This is a genomic window from Pseudomonas sp. FP1154 (assembly GCF_030687245.1).
Lineage (GTDB): Bacteria > Pseudomonadota > Gammaproteobacteria > Pseudomonadales > Pseudomonadaceae > Aquipseudomonas > Aquipseudomonas rhizophila.
In genome coordinates, this window is the sequence record NZ_CP117465.1 from 3,493,302 (window position 1) to 3,516,234 (window position 22,933).

15 protein-coding genes and 2 pseudogenes are annotated in these 22,933 nt (G+C 61.3%); 9 read left to right on the plus strand and 8 right to left on the minus strand.

The genetic code is table 11. The features are described 5' to 3' along the window. Positions 1-1,144: 1,144 nt before the first annotated feature. The 4 genes and pseudogenes from PSH91_RS26775 to PSH91_RS15755 form a co-directional block, all read left to right on the plus strand. Positions 1,145-1,201, plus strand: a pseudogene (locus tag PSH91_RS26775) (hypothetical protein); the annotation flags it as partial. Between the two features lie 201 nt (positions 1,202-1,402). After that, positions 1,403-2,107 carry a methyl-accepting chemotaxis protein gene (locus tag PSH91_RS26780; protein ID WP_370695199.1) on the plus strand — a complete coding sequence of 235 codons (705 nt, stop codon included), beginning with the start codon at positions 1,403-1,405 and terminating at the stop codon, positions 2,105-2,107. Between the two features lie 93 nt (positions 2,108-2,200). Next, positions 2,201-3,371: pseudogene (locus PSH91_RS15750) on the plus strand (efflux RND transporter periplasmic adaptor subunit). Between the two features lie 3 nt (positions 3,372-3,374). Beyond that, on the plus strand, positions 3,375-6,470 hold the full coding sequence (locus PSH91_RS15755; protein WP_305466125.1) for an efflux RND transporter permease subunit: 3,096 nt from the start codon (positions 3,375-3,377) through the stop codon (positions 6,468-6,470). Positions 6,471-6,909: 439 nt separating this feature from the next. Here PSH91_RS15755 and PSH91_RS15760 read toward each other — a convergent pair whose 3' ends face one another. From PSH91_RS15760 to PSH91_RS15775, 4 genes are all read right to left on the minus strand, one after another. Further along, positions 6,910-7,758 (minus strand): ureidoglycolate lyase, encoded by an 849-nt coding sequence (locus PSH91_RS15760; protein ID WP_305466127.1) that lies wholly within the window; start codon positions 7,756-7,758, stop codon positions 6,910-6,912. Between the two features lie 37 nt (positions 7,759-7,795). Continuing rightward, entirely contained in the window at positions 7,796-8,536 is a 741-nt protein-coding gene (locus PSH91_RS15765) for an SDR family oxidoreductase (RefSeq protein ID WP_160894359.1), read from the minus strand. Next, the gene (locus PSH91_RS15770) at positions 8,533-9,915 is read right to left on the minus strand and encodes an MFS transporter (protein WP_160894357.1); all 1,383 of its coding nucleotides are present in this window, start codon (positions 9,913-9,915) and stop codon (positions 8,533-8,535) included. The genes PSH91_RS15765 and PSH91_RS15770 overlap by 4 nt, the downstream gene beginning before the upstream one ends. Positions 9,916-10,168: 253 nt before the next feature. Beyond that, a complete protein-coding gene (locus PSH91_RS15775; RefSeq protein ID WP_139049785.1) occupies positions 10,169-11,131 on the minus strand; it encodes a LysR family transcriptional regulator in 963 nt (320 codons plus the stop codon). 114 nt (positions 11,132-11,245) lie between these two features. Between PSH91_RS15775 and PSH91_RS15780 the strand changes: the two genes are divergently transcribed. The 4 genes from PSH91_RS15780 (at position 11,246) to PSH91_RS15795 (ending at position 17,109) form a co-directional block, all read left to right on the plus strand. After that, positions 11,246-12,427 carry a fumarylacetoacetate hydrolase family protein gene (locus PSH91_RS15780; protein WP_139049784.1) on the plus strand — a complete coding sequence of 394 codons (1,182 nt, stop codon included), beginning with the start codon at positions 11,246-11,248 and terminating at the stop codon, positions 12,425-12,427. A gap of 47 nt (positions 12,428-12,474) precedes the next feature. Continuing rightward, positions 12,475-14,259 carry an IlvD/Edd family dehydratase gene (locus PSH91_RS15785; protein ID WP_305466129.1) on the plus strand — a complete coding sequence of 595 codons (1,785 nt, stop codon included), beginning with the start codon at positions 12,475-12,477 and terminating at the stop codon, positions 14,257-14,259. A 259-nt stretch (positions 14,260-14,518) separates the two neighbouring features. Continuing rightward, positions 14,519-15,199 carry a peptidoglycan-binding protein gene (locus PSH91_RS15790; RefSeq protein WP_305466130.1) on the plus strand — a complete coding sequence of 227 codons (681 nt, stop codon included), beginning with the start codon at positions 14,519-14,521 and terminating at the stop codon, positions 15,197-15,199. Positions 15,200-15,255: 56 nt separating this feature from the next. Next, positions 15,256-17,109: a protein Hnh gene (locus tag PSH91_RS15795; protein ID WP_240539568.1), complete on the plus strand. Its 1,854-nt coding sequence runs from the start codon at positions 15,256-15,258 to the stop codon at positions 17,107-17,109. Here PSH91_RS15795 and PSH91_RS15800 read toward each other — a convergent pair. The 4 genes from PSH91_RS15800 to PSH91_RS15815 all read right to left on the minus strand — a co-directional run bounded on the left by PSH91_RS15800 (position 17,104) and on the right by PSH91_RS15815 (position 21,302). Beyond that, positions 17,104-17,748: a hypothetical protein gene (locus tag PSH91_RS15800; RefSeq protein WP_139049780.1), complete on the minus strand. Its 645-nt coding sequence runs from the start codon at positions 17,746-17,748 to the stop codon at positions 17,104-17,106. The genes PSH91_RS15795 and PSH91_RS15800 overlap by 6 nt on opposite strands. A gap of 149 nt (positions 17,749-17,897) precedes the next feature. Next, on the minus strand, positions 17,898-19,346 hold the full coding sequence (locus PSH91_RS15805; protein ID WP_305466131.1) for an APC family permease: 1,449 nt from the start codon (positions 19,344-19,346) through the stop codon (positions 17,898-17,900). A gap of 193 nt (positions 19,347-19,539) precedes the next feature. After that, positions 19,540-20,280: an IclR family transcriptional regulator gene (locus PSH91_RS15810; RefSeq protein WP_139049778.1), complete on the minus strand. Its 741-nt coding sequence runs from the start codon at positions 20,278-20,280 to the stop codon at positions 19,540-19,542. 59 nt (positions 20,281-20,339) lie between these two features. Next, entirely contained in the window at positions 20,340-21,302 is a 963-nt protein-coding gene (locus tag PSH91_RS15815) for a helix-turn-helix domain-containing protein (RefSeq protein WP_305466133.1), read from the minus strand. Positions 21,303-21,518: 216 nt separating this feature from the next. On the opposite strand from PSH91_RS15815, the gene PSH91_RS15820 reads away from it, so the two are divergent. Then, positions 21,519-22,895: an aspartate aminotransferase family protein gene (locus PSH91_RS15820; protein WP_139049776.1), complete on the plus strand. Its 1,377-nt coding sequence runs from the start codon at positions 21,519-21,521 to the stop codon at positions 22,893-22,895. Positions 22,896-22,933: the final 38 nt, after the last annotated feature.

The following is a 22,933-nucleotide window of genomic DNA, read 5'->3' on the forward strand; positions in this document are numbered from 1 at the left end:
CAGACAGCGCTGGGCCCAAAACAATAAAAGCCCCCACGCGCAGGAAAACTTCAGCATGTTCTTCGCTCGTCTCTCTATCCAATGGCGGATCACGCTCCTGAGTGGGCTGTGCCTGCTGGCCGTCGTCGGGGCATTGACCGGTGCCTCCCTGTATCAGAACCAGCAAGGCGCCACGCTGCTCAAGCAGCAAAGCAGTCAACTACTGGGGCGCTCGGCCCTGGAAGGCCTGCAGGCACAGGCTCTGGCCCATGGTCAGCGGGTGGAGCGCTTTTTCAGCGAAACAGCGATCTATGGGGAAGGTTTCGCCCAGCAGGTCCTGCAACTGCGCGCCCAGGCGTGGAACGGGCGACTGACGCCAGCGCAGTTGCGCCGGGACCTGATCGCCACGACCCGCCAGGCCCTTCAGAACCGTGAAAAAGTCCTCGGCCTCTACGTGGTGCTGCTTCCCGACGCACTGGTCGGTGAAGATGCCGGTTTCATTAGCCAACGCGATCTGGCCGGCAATGAAAAAGGGCGCTTTGCCCTGTACTGGTCGCAAAGCCAACCCGGCCACCTGGTGCAAGAGGTGCTCAGCGAAGCCCAGATCAGCGCCAACACCGCACCACCGGGCAGCGAGCCGGCAAACGCCTGGTACGTCTGCCCACAGACCCAGGGGCGCACCTGCATAACAGAGCCCTACGCAATTGAGGTCGAAGGCCAGAAGACGTTGATGAGCAGCATCTCCATACCGCTGCTGGACCAGGGCAAAGTCATCGGTGTCGTCGGCATGGACATCAGCCTCGATACCCTTCAGCAACTCGCCGCCAGCCTTGCAAACGACTTGTACCCCGGTCACAGCGAAATCAACATTCTTTCCCCATCCGGGCAAATTGCCGGCCACAGCGGCGCGGTTGACGGCACCTCGGTCGACGTTCGGCAAGCCGTGCAAACCGTTCCCGCCAATGCGCCCTGGCAATTGCAGATACGCGTGCCTGAAACGCTTGTACAAGCGCCAGCCCTGCACATGCAGGCCCAGTTGGACGACAAGCATCGCCAGGCCAACTGGTTCAACCTCAGCCTGGGATTGCTGGCTGCCGGCTTGGGACTGTTGCTCATCTGGCTCACTGCTTACGGCGTGACCCGGCCGCTGCTGAGGGTGGCGCATATGCTCGATGCGATTGTCGAAGGCGACGGTGACCTTACCCAGCGCTTGCCCAACGACCGTCACGATGAATTGGGCCATCTGGCACAGGGCTTCAACCGCTTTCTCGACAAGTTGCAGCCCATTATCCGCGATATCCAGCAAGCCTCCCTGGACACCCGCAACACCGCCGATACGTCGGCGCAGGTGGCCCGGGCAGTCAGTGCGGGGATGCATACGCAGTACCGGGAAGTCGAACTGGCAGCGACCGCCCTGCATGAAATGAGCACCAGCGCCCAGGAAGTAGCCCGTCATTCCCACCAGGCCGCTGATGCCGCCGCCGTCGCCGAAAACGCAAGTCGATCGGGACGGGAATTGTTCGCCAACGCGGTCAACAGCATCGACAGCCTCGACCGACGCCTGGAAACCACCCTAGAACAAGTGCAGGCGCTGGCCGGCAACAGCCAACACATCGGCCAAGTGCTGGACGTGATCTGCGCCATTGCCCAACAGACAAACCTGCTGGCCTTGAATGCCGCCATCGAAGCGGCCAGGGCGGGTGAACAGGGACGCGGCTTCGCCGTGGTAGCCGACGAAGTTCGTCATTTGGCCAGCAACACCCAGAACTCGGTCGAGCAGATACGCACGGTGATCGAAGCGCTACAACAATTGAGCCAGGAGGTCGTGCACAGCACCCAACTGAGCCGAGAACAGGCCAGGGACAGCGTCACTCAAGTCGAAAAGACCCATGTGGCGCTGCAGCGCATCACCGACGCCGTGGAAGTGATCGAACACATGAACCAACAGATCGCCAGCGCGGCCCTGGAGCAAAGCACTGTCGTGGAAGACATCAGCCATCGCGTCAGTGACATTCGCGGGATCAGCGAGACCTTGAGTAGCCGGATGGAGGAAGCCTCACAGGCCAGCCACTCGTTGCATGCCATGGCCAACCATCAACAGCAGTTGGTGGGGCACTTTCGTATTTAAGTGATTACACAATTTCACAGAGCGCCTACAAAGCTTCACCCCTGCCATGAGCCTGGATCCCTACCATGGGCGGCTCAATAGTGGGGAAGTACCATGTCCAAGATTCCTTTCGTCACACTGGGCCTGTTGGTCGGGGCACTGCTGCTCAGTGGCTGTGATAGCGCCTCGACCCCGCAAGCCGCCGCCCCGCTGCCCAGTGTGCGTGTCGAAACCGTCCAGGCCCGGCCCCTGTCGATCAGTAACGAGCTGAGCGGCCGGATCGTCGCGCCACGGGTTGCCGAAGTCCGGGCGCGGGTGGCCGGCGTGGTCTTGCAACGGGTGTTTCATGAGGGCCGCGACGTCAAGCAGGGCGATGTGCTGTTTCGCATCGATCCGGCGCCGTTCAAGGCTGACCTGGACAGTGCCGAGGCGGCGTTGCGCAAGGCCGAGGCCAATGCGTTCCAGGCCCGCTTGCAAGCCCAGCGTTACGCGCAGTTGATCGATGACAAGGCGATCAGTGGCCAGGACTACGACAACGCCCGGGCCAGCGTGCGCCAGACCGCCGCTGACGTCGCTGCCAGCAAGGCTGCGGTGGAACGGGCGAAACTGAACCTGGGCTATGCCACGGTGACCGCGCCGATTTCCGGGCGCATCGGGCGCGCCCCTGGTGACGGAGGGCGCCTTGGTCGGGCAAAACGAAAGCACGCCTTTGGCGTTGATCCAGCAACTGAACCCGATCCACGCCGACCTCACGCAATCGACCCGCGAACTCAACGACCTGCGCCGCGCCTTTCGCGCAGGTTTTTTGCAAGCGGTCGGCCAGGACCAGGCCAAGGCCACCTTGATCCAGGACGACGGCAACCCTTATCCGCTGCCCGGCAAGTTGCTGTTCACCGACCTCAGCGTCGACCCGAGCACCGGCCAGATCACCCTGCGCAGCGAGTTCCCCAACCCGGACCTGGACCTGCTGCCGGGCAGTTTCATCCGTGTGCGCCTCGAACAGGCGATCAACAACCAAGGCATCACCGTGCCGCAACGGGCCATTCAGCGCGACAGCGCCGGAGTCGCCCAGGTGTTGCTGCTGGACGCCGAGCAGAAAGTCAGCCTGCAACCGGTGCAACTGGGCGCCGCGCAAAACGATCGCTGGGTCGTCACGCAGGGTTTGAAATCCGGCGACCGCATCGTCATTGAAGGTCTGCAACACGCCCACCCCGGCGAGCACGTCCGGATCGACGATTCCCCACTCCCCCTCGCCCAGGTTCCCGGGCCACAGGCAGGACACTAAGCCATGCCGCAATTCTTCATCGACCGTCCGGTGTTCGCCTGGGTCGTCGCCTTGTTCATCCTGTTGTCCGGTGTCCTGGCCATTCCACAGTTGCCGGTGGCGCAGTACCCGGTCGTGGCCCCGCCACAAATCGAGATCTACACCGTCTACCCGGGCGCTTCGGCGCAAACCGTGGACGAAAGCGTGGTCAGCCTGATCGAGGAGGAACTCAACGGCGCCGACAACCTGCTGTATTTCGAATCCCAAAGCAGCCTGGGCAGCGCCACTATCACGGCAACCTTCCAACCCGGTACCAACCCGGAACTGGCCCAGGTCGACGTGCAGAACCGCCTCAAGGCAGTGGAATCGCGCCTGCCGCAAGCGGTCACGCAGCAGGGCTTGCAAGTGGACAAAGTCTCCGCTGGCTTCCTGCTGCTGATCACCCTCACCTCCAGCGACGGCAAGCTCGACGACGTGGCGCTCAGCGATTACCTGGCGCGTAACGTGATGAACGAGATCAAGCGCCTGGACGGTGTCGGCAAGGCCCAGCTGTACGGGGCCGAGCGAGCCATGCGGATCTGGATCGATCCGCAGAAACTCGTCGGCTTCAACCTGACCCCGGCCGACGTCAATGCCGCCATCGTGGCGCAGAACGCCCAGGTGTCGGCGGGCAGCCTGGGAGAATTACCGAGCCGCAGCACTCAGGAAATCACCGCGACTATCGTCGTCAAAGGCCAGCTCAACACGCCCCAGGAGTTTGCCGACATTGTGCTCAAGGCCAACCCCGATGGCTCGACGGTGCGCATCGCCGATGTGGCCCGGGTGGAAATCGGCAGCCAGGAATACCAGTTCTCCACGCGCCTGAACGGCAAGCCGTCCACCGCCGTGGCCGTGCAACTGTCGCCGGGGGCCAATGCCTTGAACACCGCGACCCTGGTGCGCAACAAGATGGACGAGCTGTCGCGCTACTTCCCGGCTGGGGTGGAATACAAGATTCCCTACGACACCTCGCCATTCGTCAAAGTCTCGATCACCAAGGTGATCTATACCCTCGGCGAGGCGATGCTGCTGGTGTTCGCGGTGATGTTCCTGTTCCTGCAGAACATCCGCTACACCCTGATCCCGACCCTGGTGGTGCCGGTGGCGTTGATGGGCACCTTCGCGACGATGCTCGCGCTGGGGTTCTCGATCAACGTGCTGACCATGTTCGGCATGGTACTGGCCATCGGCATCCTGGTGGACGACGCCATCGTAGTGGTGGAAAACGTCGAGCGGATCATGGCCCAGGAAGGCTTGTCGCCCAAGGAGGCCACGCGCAAGGCCATGGGGCAGATCACCGGTGCCATCATCGGCATTACCCTGGTGCTGGTGGCGGTGTTCATTCCGATGGCGTTCATGCAGGGCTCGGTGGGGGTGATTTACCAGCAGTTCTCGCTGTCGATGGCGACGTCGATCCTGTTCTCGGCCTTTCTCGCCCTGACCTTGACCCCGGCGCTTTGCGCGACCTTGCTCAAACCAGTCGCCAAAGGTGATCACCACGCCAAAAGCGGTTTCTTCGGCTGGTTCAACCGTGGCTTCGATCGATTCGGCGACCGCTATCAAGGCTGGGTGGCCTATGCGCTGAAACGCAGCGGCCGTTATCTGCTGATCTACGGCGTGCTGCTGGTGGGCATGGGCCTGCTGTTCAGTCGCCTGCCCTCCTCGTTCCTGCCGGTGGAAGACCAGGGCTACACCATCACCGACATCCAGCTGCCGCCGGGTGCCAGCAAACACCGTACGGTGCAGGTGGTGGAGCAGATCGAAGCCCATAACGCCGGCGAGCCGGGGGTCGGCGACAGCACGATCATCCTCGGTTTCAGCTTCTCCGGCAGTGGCCAGAACGCGGCGCTGGCCTTCACCACCCTCAAGGACTGGTCGCAACGCGGTGCCGAGGATTCGGCAGCGTCGATTGCCGACCGTGCCAACCTGGCGCTGGGTCAAATCAAGGACGCCATGGCCTTCTCGGTGCTGCCACCGCCCGTGGATGGCCTGGGCACTTCCAGCGGTTTCGAGTTCCGTTTGCAGGACCGGGGTGGCCTCGGCCATGCCACCTTGATGCAGGCCCGCAGCGAATTGCTCGCCGCCGCCGAGAAAAGCCCGATGCTGATGAATGTGCGCGAAAGCGCCCTGGCCGAAGCGCCGCAAGTGCAATTGGAGGTCGACCGCAAGCAAGCCAATGCCCTGGGCATTTCCTTTGCCGATGTCGGCAGCGTGTTGTCCACGGCGGTGGGATCGGCCTACATCAACGACTTCCCCAACCAGGGCCGCATGCAACGGGTGGTGGTCCAGGCCGAGGGTGATCAGCGCAGCCAGGTCGAGGATTTGCTGAAGATCCACGTGCGCAACAACAGCGGGAAGATGGTCCCGTTATCGGCATTCGTCCAGGCTCGCTGGACCCAGGGACCGGCACAACTGACCCGCTATAACGGTTATCCAGCGGTGAGCATTTCCGGCGAACCGGCACCGGGCTACAGCACCGGGCAAGCCATGGCCGAAATCGAACGGCTGGTGGCCCAGGGGCCGACAGGCCTGGGCCAGGAATGGACCGGGCTGTCCTTGCAGGAACGTTTGTCCGGCAGCCAGGCGCCGATCCTGTTGGGCCTGTCGCTGCTGGTGGTGTTCCTGTGCCTGGCGGCGCTGTACGAGAGCTGGTCGATCCCGACCTCGGTGCTGCTGGTGGTGCCGCTGGGTGTGCTCGGTGCGGTACTGGCCGTGTCGTTGCGCGGCATGCCCAACGATGTGTTCTTCAAGATCGGGCTGATCACCATCATCGGTCTCTCGGCAAAGAACGCGATCCTCATCATCGAGTTCGCCAAGAGCCTGTACGACGACGGCCACGACCTGATCGACGCCACGCTTGAGGCCGCACGCTTGCGCCTGCGGCCGATCATCATGACCTCGTTGGCCTTCATCCTTGGGGTAGTGCCGTTGGCGATTGCCAGCGGTGCCAGCTCGGCGAGCCAGCAGGCCATCGGCACAGGGGTGATCGGCGGGATGATCACCGCCACGCTGGCGGTGGTGTTCGTGCCGGTGTTTTTCGTGGTGGTGATGAAGCGTGTCAGGCGAGTTGATTCCAAGTGAGGCTGGGCCGGAGCACCGCTATCGCGAGCTTGCTCGCGATAGCGGCCTTACAGCTGGCCTTGTTCACGAGTACATATCCATTGCTGCGGTAACGGCTACTTAGGGTTCCGCCCTTACGGCGGCTCACTTTTGAGAAGCGCAAAAGTAAGCAAAACGCTTTTGCCCCACCACTCGGTGCCTCGCCTAGGCTCGGCATGCCCGAACGCAGACATTGCTCCGTGGGCCCGCCGCGAAGGGCCATCCATGGCCCAGCGCGGCTATCCCGGCATCCATGCCGGGATGCCCACTCCACAATGCCTGCGTTCGGCCAGCGTGGTTAACGGGGCGCCGAGATCAACGTCCGTCGCGAGGCGGCCTGACAGCCGACCTGTTTCTTGGTGAGACCGCGTTCCCCCTGTGGGAGCGAGCCTGCTCGCGAAGACGGCAGCGAGCCCAGCCGTCAGTCCGCCTGCACCGTGACTTGACGCTGTTCACCCAGGCCCTCGATCCCCAGGCGCATGGTCTGGCCCGGCCGCAGGAACACCGGGTTGGGCTTGATGCCCAAGCCTACACCGGGGGGTGTGCCGGTCGAGATGACGTCGCCGGGTTGCAGGCTCATGCAGCGGCTCAGGTAGGCAATCAGTTGCGGCACGCTGAAGATCAGCGTCCGGGTATTGCCGTTCTGATAGCGGTGCCCGTCGACCTCCAGCCACAGATCCAGCGTATGCGGGTCGGCGATTTCGTCCCGGGTCACCAACCACGGTCCAAGAGGGCCAAAGGTGTCGAAGCCTTTGCCCTTGTCCCAGGTGCCGCCGCGCTCCAGTTGCCACTCACGCTCTGACACGTCGTTGATGACGCAATAACCGGCGACATGCTCCAGGGCGTTGGCTTCGTCGATGTAACGACCGCCTTTACCGATGACCACGCCAAGTTCGACTTCCCAGTCGGTCTTGAGTGAGCCACGCGGGATCTGGATGTCGTCGTTCGGTCCGCAGATGGCGCTGGTCCACTTGTTGAAGATGATCGGCTCTTTCGGCACCTCCATGTTCGACTCGGCCGCATGGTCGGCATAGTTCAGGCCGATGCAGATGAATTTGCCGACCTGCCCGACACAGGCACCGATCCGAGGCTGGCCGGCAACCAGGGGCAGGCTGTACGGATCGAGGGCTGCTAGCGCTGCCAGGCTGTCCGGGCCCAGGGCCTGTCCGGCGATGTCCGGCACATGGCCCGACAGGTCGCGGATCTGATGATCGGCATCCAGCAGGCCGGGTTTCTCCGAACCTTTTTCGCCGTAACGCAACAGTTTCATGGAGTTCTCCTGTTCAGATTCAAAGTGAAAACCGGGTTCAGATACTCATGCCGCCATCGATAACATGCACGCCACCGGTGGTGAAGCTCGACGCATCGCTGCCCAGGTACACGGCCAACTGCGCGATTTCTTCGGTACTGCCGATACGGCCCATGGGCTGACGTTCGAGGAACTGCCGATAAACCTGTGTCTCATCCACACCTTGTTGCGCAGCCTGGGTCGCGATGCGCTGTCGGAGCGACGGCGAGTCCACGGTACCAGGGCATATGGCGTTACAACGGATGCCCTGAGTGACGAAGTCGATAGCCACAGCCTTCGTCAAGCCCACTACCGCCGCCTTGCTGGCCGCATAGGCAAAACGGTTGGGCACGCCTTTGATGCTGGAGGCCACCGACGACATGTTGATGATCGAACCGCCGCCCCGCGCCTGCATGCCTGGCAGAAATGCGCGGATCATCCGGTACATGGCCGTGACGTTGAGGTCCAGCGAACGCGCCCAGGCGGCTTCGTCGCACTCCAGGATGTTGCCGCTGTGAACGTAACCGGCGCAATTGAAGAGCACGTCCAGCCCACCGATACGCTCGCAGGCAGCGCTGATGGCAACGGTCGACGTGACGTCCAGGTTGATGGCAGTAATCCCTTCAATGCCAGTGAGGGCATGGATATCGATGTCACTGGCGAACACCTCGGCCCCGGCTCGGGCGAAAGCAATGGCGCTGGCCAAACCAATGCCCTGCCCCGCTGCCGTCACCAACACCCGCTTATTTTGCAGATTCATGCAGTCTCCAGTTGCACTGCCGTGTCGGCGTGCTTGGGAGTCCTGCCGAGCATCGAGGCAGGGATGGCCAGGATCAGTCCGCCGCTGACCAAAAGACACAGGGCGAGTACATAGGTGCCGTTGTTGATGTTGCCCGTGAGGGTTTCCGCCACGGCGGTGATCATCGAACCGGTGAACCCCGACAGGTTACCGATGGCGTTGATCATGCCGATGCCGGCCGCGGCGGCGACGCCCGACAGCACGGTCCCCGGCAAGGTCCAGAAAATCGGCATCAAGCTGAGGATTCCCGAGGCGGAGACGCTGAGGAAAAGCACGGACAACACCAGGTTGTCAGCGAAGAAGGCACTGAGGATCAAGCCGACGCCGCCAATGAACGCCGGGATCGCCGCGTGCAGGCGCCGCTCACCGGTGCGGTTGGAGTGCCGGGCATTGAGCAGCATCGCCACCACTGCCACCGAGTACGGGATGGCGGTCAGCAAACCGATGTGCAAACTGTTCGTGATACCGGTGCTCTTGATGATCGAGGGCATCCAGAACGCCAGGCCGTAGAAGCCGGTATTGAAGGTCAGCAGAATCAGCACCAGCAACCACACCCGAGGGTTGAAAAACACTTCGCTCAGCCGTGTGGCCTTGCCCTGGTTGTCAGTTTGCAGATTGGCCTTGAGCATGGCTTTTTCCGCGACGCTAAGCCATTTGGCTTTATCGATGTTGTCGGCCAGACAGACGATCACCACAAACGCCATGATGATCGAAGGGATGCCTTCAATGAGCAGCATCCATTGCCAGCCGGACAGGCCTTGCACCCCTTGCATGCTGTTCATCAGCCAACCGGAGAGAATGCCACCCAAGGTCAGACTGACCGGCAGTGCCAGCAGGAAGCCGGACATCACCCGGCTCTGCCGGTGGGTCGGAAACCAGTAATTGAGGTAGAGAATCACGCCAGGGAAAAAGCCCGCTTCGCAGATGCCCAACAGGAAACGCAGCACGTAGAACATCGTGCTCGATTCGAGGTGGAAGAAGGCCGCCAGCGGCACGGTGTAGGCCACGGCCATGGAGATCACCGCCCAACTGAGCATGATCCGGGCGATCCAGAACCGTGCGCCAAAGCGATGCAGCAACAGGTTGCTGGGCACTTCGAAGAGAAAATAGCCCCAGAAGAACATACTGGCGCCCAAGGCATACACGGTGTTGCTGAATTGCAGCTCGTTGAGCATATCGAGCTTGGCAAAACCGATGTTCACCCGGTCGAGGTAGGCAGCCATGTAACACAAGAGCAGGACCGGCAGGATGCGCCAGATAACCTTGCGGTAGGTCCGGTCCTCAAAATCGAGTTCACTGGCTTGCGACTGCGCGGGTAAATGCTCGGATACGGTTTGCATGAGGTCACCCCTGGGCATGTGGGCATGCCTGATTGTTTTTATTGAGTGGGTCACTCTACTGTCGGGAATTGATTCTTTCCCAATGGCATTTTTGGATTAACTGATAACGAGTCGTTATCGAGATAACCCTCGGCCGGTGCCGAACTTGTGCCGAGGAGATTTATCTGTGGGAGCAAGGCTTGCCCGCGATGAAGACGACGCGGTCAGCGAGTACGAGGCGCCGGCATCGCGGGCAAGCCTTGCTCCCGCAGATTCACCGACTTTCTTGAGTGGACGATGTGGCAGCCAGACGCGCGTTTTCCTTGAGAATGTCAGCGAACTCCAGCGCCGCCCCCACCAGTTGCTCACCCTTGCGCGTGAGGATGCCGTAATCCTGCGGCACCAGGTGCAAGGGCGTATCGAGGGTTATCAACTGGCCGCTTTCCAGCAGCGGGTTGACCATGGCATTGGGCAGCATGCCAATCATGGGTCCGCGTTGTAGAACCTGGAGGAAAGTCTGCATAGAGATGGTGTCGATAGTGTTGCGCGGCATCCCCACCCCGGCCTCGGCAAAGGCCAGTTCCATGCGTGCACGAATCGGTGTGCCTACCGGGTAGAGAATCCAGGGCAGGTCCACCAGTTGCTGCAAGGAAGTGGGCCCCGCGTTTGCCAGCGGATGTCGGCTGTTGACCACGATGCAGAACGGCTCCGGGGCCAACGCCTGGAAGTCATAGCGTTGCTGCTGGCTTTGATCGGTAAAGCGGGCCACCGCAAGATCAAGGGTTTTTTCTTCGAGCATCTCCATCAAATGGTTACTGGTCTGCTCAACGACTTCAATCGATAGCAGCGGCCACCTTTGCTTGATCTGCAGGATCGCCTCGGGCAAGGCCACCGCCGTGGCGGCGAAAATCCCGCCGACCTTGAGATAACCGTGACCGCCCTCGCGCAGGCTGCTGATTTGCTCAACGAACGAACGTGCATCATTCAAGGCGATTTGCGCATAACGCAACACATGCTCCCCCAGCGCCGTGGGCGGCATGCTTCGGGGCAGCCGTTCGAATAATGCAAAGCCCAGCAGGCTTTCTATTTCCTTGAGCATCTTGCTGATGGCCGGCTGACTCAGGTTCATCTGCTGGGCAGCCAAATGCATATTGCGTGTGCGCCCCAAGGTATCGATCAACATCAGGTGGCGAAATTTGAGCCAGCCGCAGACGCTGGAAAAGGACAGATCTGACATGGGCGTTCCTCGGATCAGCAATAACCTGACGTTATCAAATACTGAATATATCTCATTGGAGTTTATCGACCACCCACCCTAGCGTGAAGGCTTTACGAATCAGGAAACCTTTCCATGTCGCTACTGCTTACTCCCGAAAATACCCTGCCGGTCGATGGCGTGGCCGGCACCCTGATTGGTCGCGCCTGGGTGCCGGGCCGGATTGCCGGGCCTTCGCCCATTGTGCTGCGCAGCGACGGGGTGTTTGATCTGTCGGAGCGTTTTGCGACCTTGAGTGACTTGCTGGAAACAGAATCACCACTGGCTGCGGTGCGGCAGACACCCGGTACCTTCATCACCACTGTCCAGGCCCTGCTGGCCAACACCGGCCTCGACGCCGACCCGTCCAAACCGTCGTTGTTGCCACCCCTGGATTTGCAAGTCATCAAGGCCGCCGGCGTGACCTTCGCCGCCAGCATGATCGAGCGAGTGATCGAGGAACAGGCCGGCGGCGACTCAACGAAAGCCCTAGCCATACGCGCCACCGTGCAAAGCGTGATCGGCGACAACTTGCGTTCGATCGTGCCAGGCTCGGAGCAGGCCATGCGCCTGAAGGCCTTGCTCATCGAACAGGGCATGTGGTCGCAGTATCTGGAAGTCGGCATCGGCCCGGATGCGGAAATCTTCACCAAGGCACCGGTTCTCGCCGCCGTCGGCAGCGGCAGCCGCATCGGCATTCATCCCGGCTCCCAATGGAACAATCCGGAGCCGGAAGTGGTGCTGGCGGTGAACAGCCGTGGCCAGATCCACGGCGCCACTTTGGGCAACGATGTCAATCTGCGGGACTTCGAAGGCCGTAGCGCGCTGCTGCTGAGCAAGGCCAAGGACAACAATGCCTCCTGCGCCATCGGGCCGTTCATTCGCCTGTTCGACGAGCACTTCAGCCTGGATGATGTGCGGGCCTGCGTGGTCGATCTGCAGGTACAAGGCGAAGACGGTTACCGGATGCATGGATCGAGCTCCATGAGCCAGATCAGCCGCGACCCGCAGGACCTGGCGGGCCAGACGCTCAACGCCAATCACCAATACCCGGACGGTTTTCTGCTGTTTCTCGGTACCCTGTTCGCCCCCACAGAAGACCGTGATCATGCCGGTGGCGGGTTTACCCACAAACTGGGTGACCGGGTCAGTATCAGCAGCCCATTGCTTGGCAGCCTGCATAACCAGGTGACCCACAGCTCTGACGCCGCACCCTGGACCTTTGGCGTCAGCGCTCTGCTGCGCAATCTCGCCTCCCGGGGGTTGCTCGCCCGCTGACGCAGAACCGTTTGCCGATTCGCCTAATTACAAGAGAGAAATGAATCATGACCGACACGCCAAAACGCCGACTGCGCAGCGAGCAGTGGTTCAATGATCCTGCCCACGCCGACATGACCGCCCTGTATGTCGAACGCTACATGAACTACGGGATGACCCGCCAAGAGCTGCAATCGGGACGCCCGATCATAGGCATCGCCCAGACCGGCAGCGACCTGACGCCCTGCAACCGTCATCACCTGGAGCTGGCGCAACGGGTCAAAGCCGGTATTCGTGATGCCGGCGGCATTCCCATGGAGTTCCCGGTGCATCCGATCGCCGAGCAGTCGCGCCGCCCCACTGCGGCGCTGGACCGGAACCTGGCCTACCTGGGGCTGGTGGAGATCCTCCATGGTTATCCATTGGACGGCGTGGTGCTCACCACAGGTTGCGACAAGACCACCCCGGCCTGCCTGATGGCCGCGGCAACAACCGACCTGCCGGCGATTGTCCTGTCCGGCGGGCCGATGCTCGACGGTCACCACAAAGGCGAGTTGATCGGCTCCGGCACCGTGCTCTGGCATGCGCGCAATCTGATGGCCGCCGGCGAGATCGACTACGAAGGCTTCATGGAAATGACCACTGCGGCATCGCCGTCGGTGGGGCACTGCAACACCATGGGCACTGCCTTGTCGATGAACGCCTTGGCCGAAGCCCTGGGTATGTCGCTGCCCGGTTGTGCGAGCATTCCAGCGCCCTACCGCGAACGTGGGCAAATGGCTTATGCCACCGGCAAGCGTATCTGCGAACTGGTGCTGCAAGACGTCCGCCCTTCGCAGATCATGACCCGCGAGGCCTTCGAGAACGCTATTGCCGTCGCCTCGGCACTGGGCGCTTCGAGCAACTGTCCGCCACACCTGATCGCCATCGCGCGGCACATGGGCGTCGAACTGAGCCTGGATGACTGGCAACGGATCGGCGAGGACGTGCCGCTGCTGGTCAATTGCATGCCGGCGGGCAAGTACCTGGGTGAAGGTTTCCACCGGGCCGGCGGCGTCCCAGCGGTCATGCATGAACTGCAAAAAGCCGGGCGGCTGCACGAAGACTGCGCCACGGTCAGCGGCAAGGCCATCGGCGAAATCGTGCGCAGCAGCCTGACCAGCAACACCGATGTAATCTACCCATTCGACACCCCGCTCAAGCACCGTGCCGGATTCATCGTGCTCAGCGGCAATTTCTTCGACAGCGCGATCATGAAGATGTCGGTGGTGGGCGAAGCGTTCCGCAAGACCTACCTGTCCGAACCTGGTGCCGAGGATAGCTTCGAAGCCCGCGCCATCGTGTTCGAAGGACCGGAGGACTACCACGCCCGGATCGACGACCCGGCGCTGGACATCGACGAACGCTGCATCCTGGTCATCCGCGGTGTTGGCACCGTGGGTTACCCCGGCAGTGCCGAAGTGGTGAACATGGCCCCGCCGGCCGCGCTGATCAAACAAGGCATCGACTCCCTGCCCTGCCTCGGTGATGGGCGCCAGAGCGGCACATCGGCGAGCCCGTCGATCCTCAACATGTCCCCTGAGGCAGCGGTGGGAGGTGGCCTGGCCTTGCTGAAAACCAACGACCGCCTGAAAGTGGATCTGAACACACGAACCGTGAACCTGCTGATCGACGAAGCCGAGATGACCCGGCGCCGACTCGAATGGACACCGAATATCCCGCCTTCGCAAACGCCCTGGCAGGAGCTGTATCGGCAGTTGGTGGGCCAGCTATCCACGGGGGGCTGCCTTGAGCCTGCCACGTTGCATCTCAGAGTGATTGCCCGCAGTGGTGAGCCGCGCCACTCTCACTGACGAGGGCCGCCTGTTCGTTGCCCCACTACCGTGCCGCCAGGATGTGAGCAGCTGGCTATCCGACGTTAAGCGTCGGCTAGCCTGGCCATCGGCCAGAAGCCCTACCGCGACCAAACGCTTACAAAATGACAACCGGCACCTCATCAAGTCAGAACTCCTTCCAAAACGCCCATAACCTACTAAGGTTTTAATCGCCTGCTGAATCGGCGCGATTGCCTTCAGATGACCACAGTGCGACTTCCAGGGAAGGAGAAACCGTATGAATGCCAGATCGGACCCGGGCGGTGACGGCATCGTCATTACACTGGGGGCCACCGAAAGCGTCGACAGTGTGGCCTACGCCTACGGGCATGCGCGCGAGACACTCTGGGATCACCCGCGCAATGCCGATCTGCGCCGTCAACACCCGGACGGGACGGCGCTCGCGGCGGGTGATTCGTTGTTCGTCCCGCCGCGTGTGAAAGCGACCTTCGAACAGAACGCCACCGGGCAAAGACACACCTTCCGCGTACTGAACACCCCTGCCATGCTCAGGTTTCGCCCTTATGCCCTCGCCGGACAGGGCCTGGCCCGGCACTTTCAGGTATTGCGCGGTGACACGCTGCTGGGCAGTGGCGAAGCCGAAGCCAACGGCGATATCGTCTGGCCTCTGGAGCCCACCGCCGACGACATCACCGTGCGCGTAACCTTTGACGGCTTCTCCCGCGATTATCATCTAAGGCTGCGCGCGCTCGACCCGATCAGTACCCTCAAAGGCGTGCAGCAGCGCCTGCGTGGCCTTGGCTACTTCAACGGCGACTGCGATGGTCAGATGGATGACGCGACCCGTGTGGCCATCGGTGCGTTCAAGATGCAGGCCGGATTGCCCGACGACAATGACTTACTCAGCGATGCCGTACGCACCGCGCTCCACGGCTACCACGGCGAGGCCCCCGTATGATCAGGGTTCGCAAAACGCCTACGGCCCCTCCCGCGCTACAGCGCTCGCACGATGCCATGAAAAACAACGTCCTGCAGGCTGTCCAGGCTGGCGCTTCGGTGGTCCTCTGCACCAAAGGCACCAACACCGCCAAAACAAAAAGTGTTCCCAAAGGCTCGGTGAAGGTCGTCATCGATGACGACCAATACAAACCGCCCCACGCCAAAGCGCTGCTCAAGGTCGACCAATATGGCAAGTGCGCCTTTTGCGAGGCACGCTTCATGGACACCGCAGGCGGGGATGTTGAACATTTCCGGCCGAAAAAACGCCACGACGGTTTCGTTCCAGTGAACGACAAGGCAATGGATAACCTCGGTTATTTTCAGTACGTGTACGACTGGAGCAACCACTTGTGGTCATGCAAGGAGTGCAACGAGACCTACAAGAAGAACTACTTTGACGTGATACCGGACAATCTGGCGCAACCGCCGCCGAGACTGGAAGACTTCAACACCGAGGATGAGTTCTGGGACGCCATTGGCGAATGGGGCCGGTTCAGGCCACCGCGCCACGACGCGTGGGACGACCCGCACAACGCCGAGAAACCGGTGTTGATCAATCCTGTCACCGAGAATCCCCGCGAGCACATCAACTTCAATTGCGCGACAGGACTGGCCATCCCCGCCCCTCTGAATGACCTCAACCAACAAATGCAGCCCACCAGCGACAGGGGTGGCAAGAATATCCTTGTGCTCGGTCTGAACCGCAAGGAGCTTGTGTTCGCCCGCATGCGGCATCTGACAATGTTGCGAGGGGTTTTTCTGGAGATGACCCACAGCCTCGACCTGACGATCGAATTCCTGAAATGGCAACGTGGAGAAGAGTGGTTCAAGACCTTGCAGGAACCGACATTGCGCCACCTGGTGAAATACCCCGACGCTTATCAGGTATCGGACAATCCAACGCGCTGCGCTATCGAGTTTTTGTTCTATTCGACAACGCCCCAGGCACCGTTCTCTGGATTGGCAATGGACGCCTTTGCCTGCTGGAGCCTGGAACTGGCCCGGCACGTGATGCAGTTGCGCGAGCACATCACTCAACTGCAGGCCGCACAAAGCGGGATAGCCCCGGCCACCCGCAGCGTCCACGAACTCCCCCGGCTCAGTCTGCATGCGACCATCCTCGCTACCTACAAGGCGGACATGAAGGCGCTGCAAGCATTGCGCGACACCCTTGAGGTGTATGCTCCGCTATGGAATGCCGGCTTTGAGCAAACGCACATCGAATACGTCTGCCGGGATCGCCTGGAAAAAGTCATGGCTGAACACGCCCAATTTTTCCTGTGGCAAAAGAACTATACCCGTTACGACCCGGCTTTCGTCGCCGGCTATCTGACCCACGAACGCAACTTCCTGGATGTCTACAACGCCCTGGAAACCTATGAGTGCGACAAGAGTACGTGGAGCAATGCGATAGACGCGATGAGGCGAAACCTCAATAGATACGGGCCGGATCTCGCAGAAGACCTCACGCCCCATTGCAATCAGGTCGTCGCCCGACTCAAGGTGGTGACGCAAGCGTTCGACCAGGATCGAAACCTGACTCAGACAGCGCCCTGGTGCAACGAAGTGGTCAAGATAGGACAGGATGCTGAACAGCTTACCGCTGAGCTCGACCGCCGTTGCCAAGCCTGTGGGAACGAAGATGCCAGCAACAGCACCACTGAAATGCGCACCACGCTGACGAAAATCGCCAACGCCGTCGCCAAGCTGAAAGCGGGCGACATTCCCCGAGAAGTGACGCCACTTGAATTGCCAGCCCCGCCGAAGCCCTGGATCACGCCAAAGGCCACCGGGCTGCGCAAGCGCGCCGGCATGCCCCAAGACCTGGACGCCGCGTGGAAGCACATTCGTTTGCGATCCAATTCATGAGCCGCGGCATCGCTCGACGGCACGCTGATCGAGTTTGGGAAACGTCACCTGACAGTTGCCGGGATCAACCCCTTCCGCTCTCGCCCGGCCGAGTTCGTCAAGCACACCGCTGCGCTGGGTCCCATTGGGCAGCACAATGACGTAGGGCTCCCCGCTGACGGGCTGCCCCTGCATATCCAGTAACTCGATCTCCACAAAGGTCAGCGCAACCGGCTCAAGTGGATTGACGGACTCGGACGAGGCTTTTACCCGCGCACGCTTGTGAGCCGCGGCGGACACCGGTGCAACAACCGCTTCCACAGCGCCCGAGGCCGGTAGGCGAACGGGCATCGGTCGTTGATGTGGAGACACGTAAGCACACAACTCGCCACTCGACAGCTTGCCCGCGACCTGACGGCGAATCTCGTCATCGTCCAGCAGATGGACCAGAATCCCCTGGGCGGACAATAGCGCGCGCAGACGGGCTACTTCACCGCTCCCGGCAAAATGTCGGCGAATAAAGCGCTCTGCCTGCCACGGTTCACGCACATCGATCCTGGTCGCCGGGCTTCCCTCTCGCAGCGCGGACTGGCCATCAGCAAGGTTGGATCGAGTACCCAGCTCAATGCGATCGGCCCCGTCAAAAAAACAAATCCGCATAGGCTGCCAGTCCCGGACAGGAGGATGAAGAGGCAGTGTAGATGATCCAGCACCGGTGATTTGTGCCTATTCGGCAAGCTTGGTTGCAAGGTCGCAGGCCATCCATGGCAAGGCGCCCAGAGATTCAGTTGAACGGACTGCGTGGGGACTCAGAGCTTGTGACTACCCAATGCCAGGTACCGCTGCGGTGACGCCTTACGAAGTCGGGCCGCCAAAAACACACCCGCCAACAGGGCCATGGGAATAATCGCGCAGAGACCGTATGACAAGGCCTTGCTGGCGCCCGTCAACACATCGAAGTGCATGACCGCGATGACCAGCACCGACAATAGGGCAAGACAAGAAAAACCGGGGAAGATCCGCCCACGCCAAACGCCCAGCTTGAGCTCAGGGTGGCGTCGGAAGAAGACCAATACCGCTGCCGAAGTGATCGCCATCAGTAAAATCACGCAAAGCGTCGCCAGGCTGGAAAACCAGGCAAAAAGTTGCAGAATCGGATCGGCATCCATGGCGGCGAAAATCAGCACGACCACGGCAGAGATCAGGCTCTGCAATGCCGACCCCATATGGGGGCTTTGGTGGACGCGATGGGTAGTCCCCAACTGACGCGGCAACAGGCCGTCACGCCCGATGGCGTAGAAATAACGCGCCGCTGCATTATGAAAAGCCAGCAGGCCGGCGTAGATACTGACCATGAACAGCACCCGGATAATCTGAGTCAGGTACGGGCCGACGAAATGGTCGGACATGCCATAAATGAACGTCGTCGGGTCTTGCAAGGCCTGCAGCGTGGGCACAATCTTGTCCGCCCCTACGCCCACTACCATCGCCCAGACCGACAGCGCGTAGAAACCACCAATCAGCAATACCGAGCAGTAAGTGGCAATCGGAATGGTACGTTGCGGGTTCTTGGCCTCTTCGCCATAAATAGTCGTGGCCTCAAAGCCGATGAACGCTGCGAAGCAGAACAGCAAGCCGATGGACGGCGTGCCGCTGAACACATGGCTGCGATCAAACGAGTCCAGATTGATGCCGCTGTCGCCACCGGTTTTCAGAATGGCGAAATCCAGGGTCAGGATTGCCAGGTACTCGGCAATGACCACCACCGACAGCACCCGCGCCGACAGGTCGATCTTGCGATAACCCAGAATCGCAATGCTGGCCATCGCCATCAATGAGTAGGACCACCAGGGCAACTCCAGGCCGAAGACGCTGGCCATCGTGCCGCTGACCACGCCGCCGAACATGCCGTACAGACCGACCTGGAGAATGTTGTAGGCAAACATCGCCAGCACCCCGGCCGCTCCTCCGGCCATGCCCCCCAGACCTCGGGAGGTGAACGCATAGAAACCACCGGCGTTGGTGAGATGTCGGGACATGGTGGTGTAGCCCACTGAAAACGCCAGTAACACCAGCAGAGCCAGAAGCAACAAGGCCGGTGTCCCGGCACCATTGCCTAGCATGATGCCTATGGGGAAGCCCCCGGCGATGACACTCAACGGGCTCGCCGCCGAAACCACGAAGAAGATGATGAAGCCGACACCCAGGGCGCCACGCTTGAGCTCCGTGGAGCTATTGACCGGGGTAAATACACTCATGTTATTGACCTTCTTGTATGAGGCAGCCGCTGTGAGATCGGTGAGGTCAACCGCTACCGTCACCCAATAGCTTGTCGCGTTATCGCACGCTGGGTTCGATCCTATGCCCGCCCATGAGCACCCCACTATCCCAAATCGGTAACTCGCAGAACTCGCCTCAAAAAAGCCAGCCATCCACCCGGCCTTTATCACCTCATTGCAAAGCGATACGTGTCGTCAGCTGCGCCGCCGCGCCCATCACCAGGTCACACAGGTAGCTGCGCTGAAACGCGTGGAACCGCTCACTGCGCCCAACCAGGGTCATGCTCCCGAGTATTCGTCGCTTTTCGTCGAAGATCGGCGCCGCGACGCCACTGCGTCCCGGGTACAGCTCACTTTCGCTGATGCAATAACCTTGTTTGCGAATGGCAAGCAAGCTCTTGGTAAACGGCTTCCATTCCAGCCCCAGATGCAGCAATTGGTCCTGGTTCGCGTGGGCATCATAGAGGCGTCGTATCTGGCGTGGCAGCAGATAAGCCAATACGACCCGGGAGGTCGCGCTGTGGAAAAGGTCGATCGGTCGTCCCTTGCCACCTCCGACCGGACCAGCATCGGAGCCACGCTGGATCAGCACGTTGACCACCGAGTCGCCATGCCACTCGCTGACCAACGCATCCAGGCCGGTGTCGGCGACCAGTTTGTCGACCAGGTCCCGACTGCACGCCAGCAGCGGATCGTAGTTCGCCATCTGATGCTCCAGCGTGATGATTCGCGGGCCCAGCGCGTAACCACGCGGCAAGCGCTTCAACAAGCCGGCATCGCCCAGTTCACGCAGATAGCGGTAGGCAGTGGCGGGCGTGTAGCCAAGCTCCCGGCAAATGATCTCCACGTCGATGAGCGGCTGCTCCGGGCGAAAGAGGTCGAAGACCTGAAGCAGGCGGCGAAGACTATTCATGTTTTCTTGAGATCCTGATGAAGTGACAGCTGCCCCGCCGGGTACAGCGGGGTTTTGGTTCAGGCGCGCGCGCAGACAGGGATGGCAGCACGGGCGGTTTGGGAGGGCAACTCTGCGAACAACGCCTGGTACTCCTCGGCAAAATGGCTGAGGTGGTAGAACCCCCATTGGGCGGCGGCATCGCCGATCGAGAGATGGGAGGCCGGGGTAGACATCAAGGCGCGGCGCACTCCGTTGAGCCGAACCGAACGCAAATAGTTCAGCGGTGTGGTCTCGGCCACCGAGCGGAAGCTGTTCTGCACGGTGCGCCGACTCACCTGGAGGCGTTGGCACAACTCGATCACGCTGGGCACATTGAGCATCTCGACAGTCGTCAGACGGTGGCATTTCTCGACAATAAAGCTGCGCGTGGAGCTGGGGCTGCGCTGCTGCTTGTCGCAGGCCGGGTCGGTGAGCAGCTGCAGCAACTCACCGAGCATTGCCTGCTCCAGCCCCTGCTCGCCCGCGCTGTCGAGCGCCTCGTCGCCTATGGCCAGAGAGAGCACCGCCAGCAATCGACGCCGGGCCTGGGCGAAGCGCTGCGCGGACACCCGGATCACCGGCTGGCGCAGCAACCGGCTGATTTCCCTGGCCGACGCTGTTTGCTCCAGCGCCTGCTCGAACCATTCGCGTTCGAATGTGATGGACAACAGTTCCATGCCCATCGGCATATGGAACATGAACTCCTCGCCGCCGTGCAGAAAGAACAGGCTGCTGTCGTCCACCTCGCGACCTTGCATCCGCGTCGAACCCGGCACGTTGATCGGCACGGCAAAGCACATCTTGCCGCGCGGAGCCACGCCGTGCTGCACCACACGCTGGTTGATCTGCTCGCTGAACACGTGGCAACGCGCGGTGCTCAGCTGCATCAAAGAACTATCGGCAAGGCCGGCGGTTAACTGGCTGTAGTCCTGGTTCCACTCCTGAATGGTGGCCGCATGGACATGGATATCGCGAAAATGGCTGATCTGGTGGTTTTTCATGATGCGCGAAAACCTCGGCCGATATTATTGTTTTTTGCTCGCATTTCTTTGCGATATTCGCACATAGATAAAATATCGCATAGCTAATTCTCGTATCTGCCACTCGTCGAAACCGGCGGGTGGGGTCGGCTCGTCTATTTGCCGATTCGGGATAACGGCCAGGGACGCTCCATGAGAATGATCGGCACACTGAAAACGCCATCCAGAGAGTTCGTCATGAGTGAATCCAAACTAGAATCCTTACACTTCGCGGATGCCCCGCGGATTATTTCCAGCACACTGCCCGGCCCCCTGACCCGCGAGGCCCTGGCGTTATCGGCGCGTACCGAGTCGATGGCGCGTGGCGGCGGCCGTATGCCCATCGCCATGGACCGCGCGTTCGGCGCGACTTTCAAGGACCCGGATGGCAACACCTATATCGATCTGTCCGCAGGCGTGGGCGTCAGCAGCGTAGGCCGCTGCCACCCCAAGGTGGTACAAGCGATCCGCGAACAGTCCGAGGTGCTGATGCATGCCCTGGAAATCAACAGCACCCGGCGCACCGAACTGGCCGCCAAGCTCTCGGAAATCGCTCCCGACGGCCTGCGCGGCGACTGCATCACCTTCTTCACGCAAAGCGGCAGCGATGCGCTGGAGGCCGCGATCAAGTTCGCCAAGCGCATCACCGGGCGCCACCAGATCCTTGCCTTCCACGGCGGCTACCACGGCGTGTGGAACGCCTCCGGCGCCCTGACCACCGGCACGGCCTACCGCAAGGGCTACGGTCCGATGATGGGCGGCGTGATTCACGCGCCCTACCCCTATGCCTACCGCTTTCCCTTCGACACCACGCACAAAAGCGCCGAGCAGATCGCCGGCGACTACGTGGACTATCTGCTGAACAGCCCCTACACCGCCGCCGATGACGTGGCGGCCGTGATCGTGGAACCGGTACAGGGCGAAGGCGGCTACGTGCCGCCCTCGCCAGAGTTCCTGCAACTGTTGCGCAAGGCCTGCGATCGCGCCGGCGCGCTGCTGATCGTGGATGAAGTACAGTCCGGCGCCGGGCGTACCGGCAAGATGTGGGCAGTCGAACATTCCGGCGTGAAACCCGACATGCTGACCTTCGGTAAAGGCATCGGCAGCGACCTGCCAATGGCAGGGCTGATCATGCGCTCGGACCTCGCGGCCTTGATTCCCGACGGGTCAATGCCCAATACCTTCGCCGCCAACTCATTGTCCGCGGCCGTGGCGCTGACCAATATCAGCATCCTGCAGGACCCGGAACTTGGTCTGCTCGAGCGCGCCCACACCCTGGGACTGGAGGCGCAGGAACGTATCCGTGGCTTCAACAGCCCGTTCGTTGGCGAAGTCCGCGGCCGCGGCCTGATGATCGGTATCGAACTCGTCGAAGACCCCATCACCAAGACACCGCTGGAAGGCGCCAAGATCGGTCAGCTCATGGGCTACCTGATGAACCACGGTGTGCTGATGATCCCGTGCGGACGCTACAGCAACGTGATGCGCGTGATGCCCTCGCTGACGATCCCGCGCTCGCTGTTCTTCAAGGCCCTGGACATCTTCGGCGACGCCCTGGCCTCCCTCAAGGCATGAGGTGTGGCACCTCCGACCATTCCCCATCACGCATGGAC

Excerpts from the sequence above, each read along its gene's own strand:
- PSH91_RS26780 (WP_370695199.1), top strand. The coding sequence starts at position 1,403 with ATGAGCACCAGCGCCCAGGAAGTAGCCCGTCATTCCCACCAGGCCGCT.
- PSH91_RS15755 (WP_305466125.1), top strand. The coding sequence starts at position 3,375 with ATGCCGCAATTCTTCATCGACCGTCCGGTGTTCGCCTGGGTCGTCGCC.
- PSH91_RS15760 (WP_305466127.1), bottom strand. The coding sequence starts at position 7,758 with ATGAAACTGTTGCGTTACGGCGAAAAAGGTTCGGAGAAACCCGGCCTG.
- PSH91_RS15765 (WP_160894359.1), bottom strand. The coding sequence starts at position 8,536 with ATGAATCTGCAAAATAAGCGGGTGTTGGTGACGGCAGCGGGGCAGGGC.
- PSH91_RS15770 (WP_160894357.1), bottom strand. The coding sequence starts at position 9,915 with ATGCAAACCGTATCCGAGCATTTACCCGCGCAGTCGCAAGCCAGTGAA.
- PSH91_RS15775 (WP_139049785.1), bottom strand. The coding sequence starts at position 11,131 with ATGTCAGATCTGTCCTTTTCCAGCGTCTGCGGCTGGCTCAAATTTCGC.
- PSH91_RS15780 (WP_139049784.1), top strand. The coding sequence starts at position 11,246 with ATGTCGCTACTGCTTACTCCCGAAAATACCCTGCCGGTCGATGGCGTG.
- PSH91_RS15785 (WP_305466129.1), top strand. The coding sequence starts at position 12,475 with ATGACCGACACGCCAAAACGCCGACTGCGCAGCGAGCAGTGGTTCAAT.
- PSH91_RS15790 (WP_305466130.1), top strand. The coding sequence starts at position 14,519 with ATGAATGCCAGATCGGACCCGGGCGGTGACGGCATCGTCATTACACTG.
- PSH91_RS15795 (WP_240539568.1), top strand. The coding sequence starts at position 15,256 with ATGAAAAACAACGTCCTGCAGGCTGTCCAGGCTGGCGCTTCGGTGGTC.
- PSH91_RS15800 (WP_139049780.1), bottom strand. The coding sequence starts at position 17,748 with ATGCGGATTTGTTTTTTTGACGGGGCCGATCGCATTGAGCTGGGTACT.
- PSH91_RS15805 (WP_305466131.1), bottom strand. The coding sequence starts at position 19,346 with ATGAGTGTATTTACCCCGGTCAATAGCTCCACGGAGCTCAAGCGTGGC.
- PSH91_RS15810 (WP_139049778.1), bottom strand. The coding sequence starts at position 20,280 with ATGAATAGTCTTCGCCGCCTGCTTCAGGTCTTCGACCTCTTTCGCCCG.
- PSH91_RS15815 (WP_305466133.1), bottom strand. The coding sequence starts at position 21,302 with ATGAAAAACCACCAGATCAGCCATTTTCGCGATATCCATGTCCATGCG.
- PSH91_RS15820 (WP_139049776.1), top strand. The coding sequence starts at position 21,519 with ATGAGTGAATCCAAACTAGAATCCTTACACTTCGCGGATGCCCCGCGG.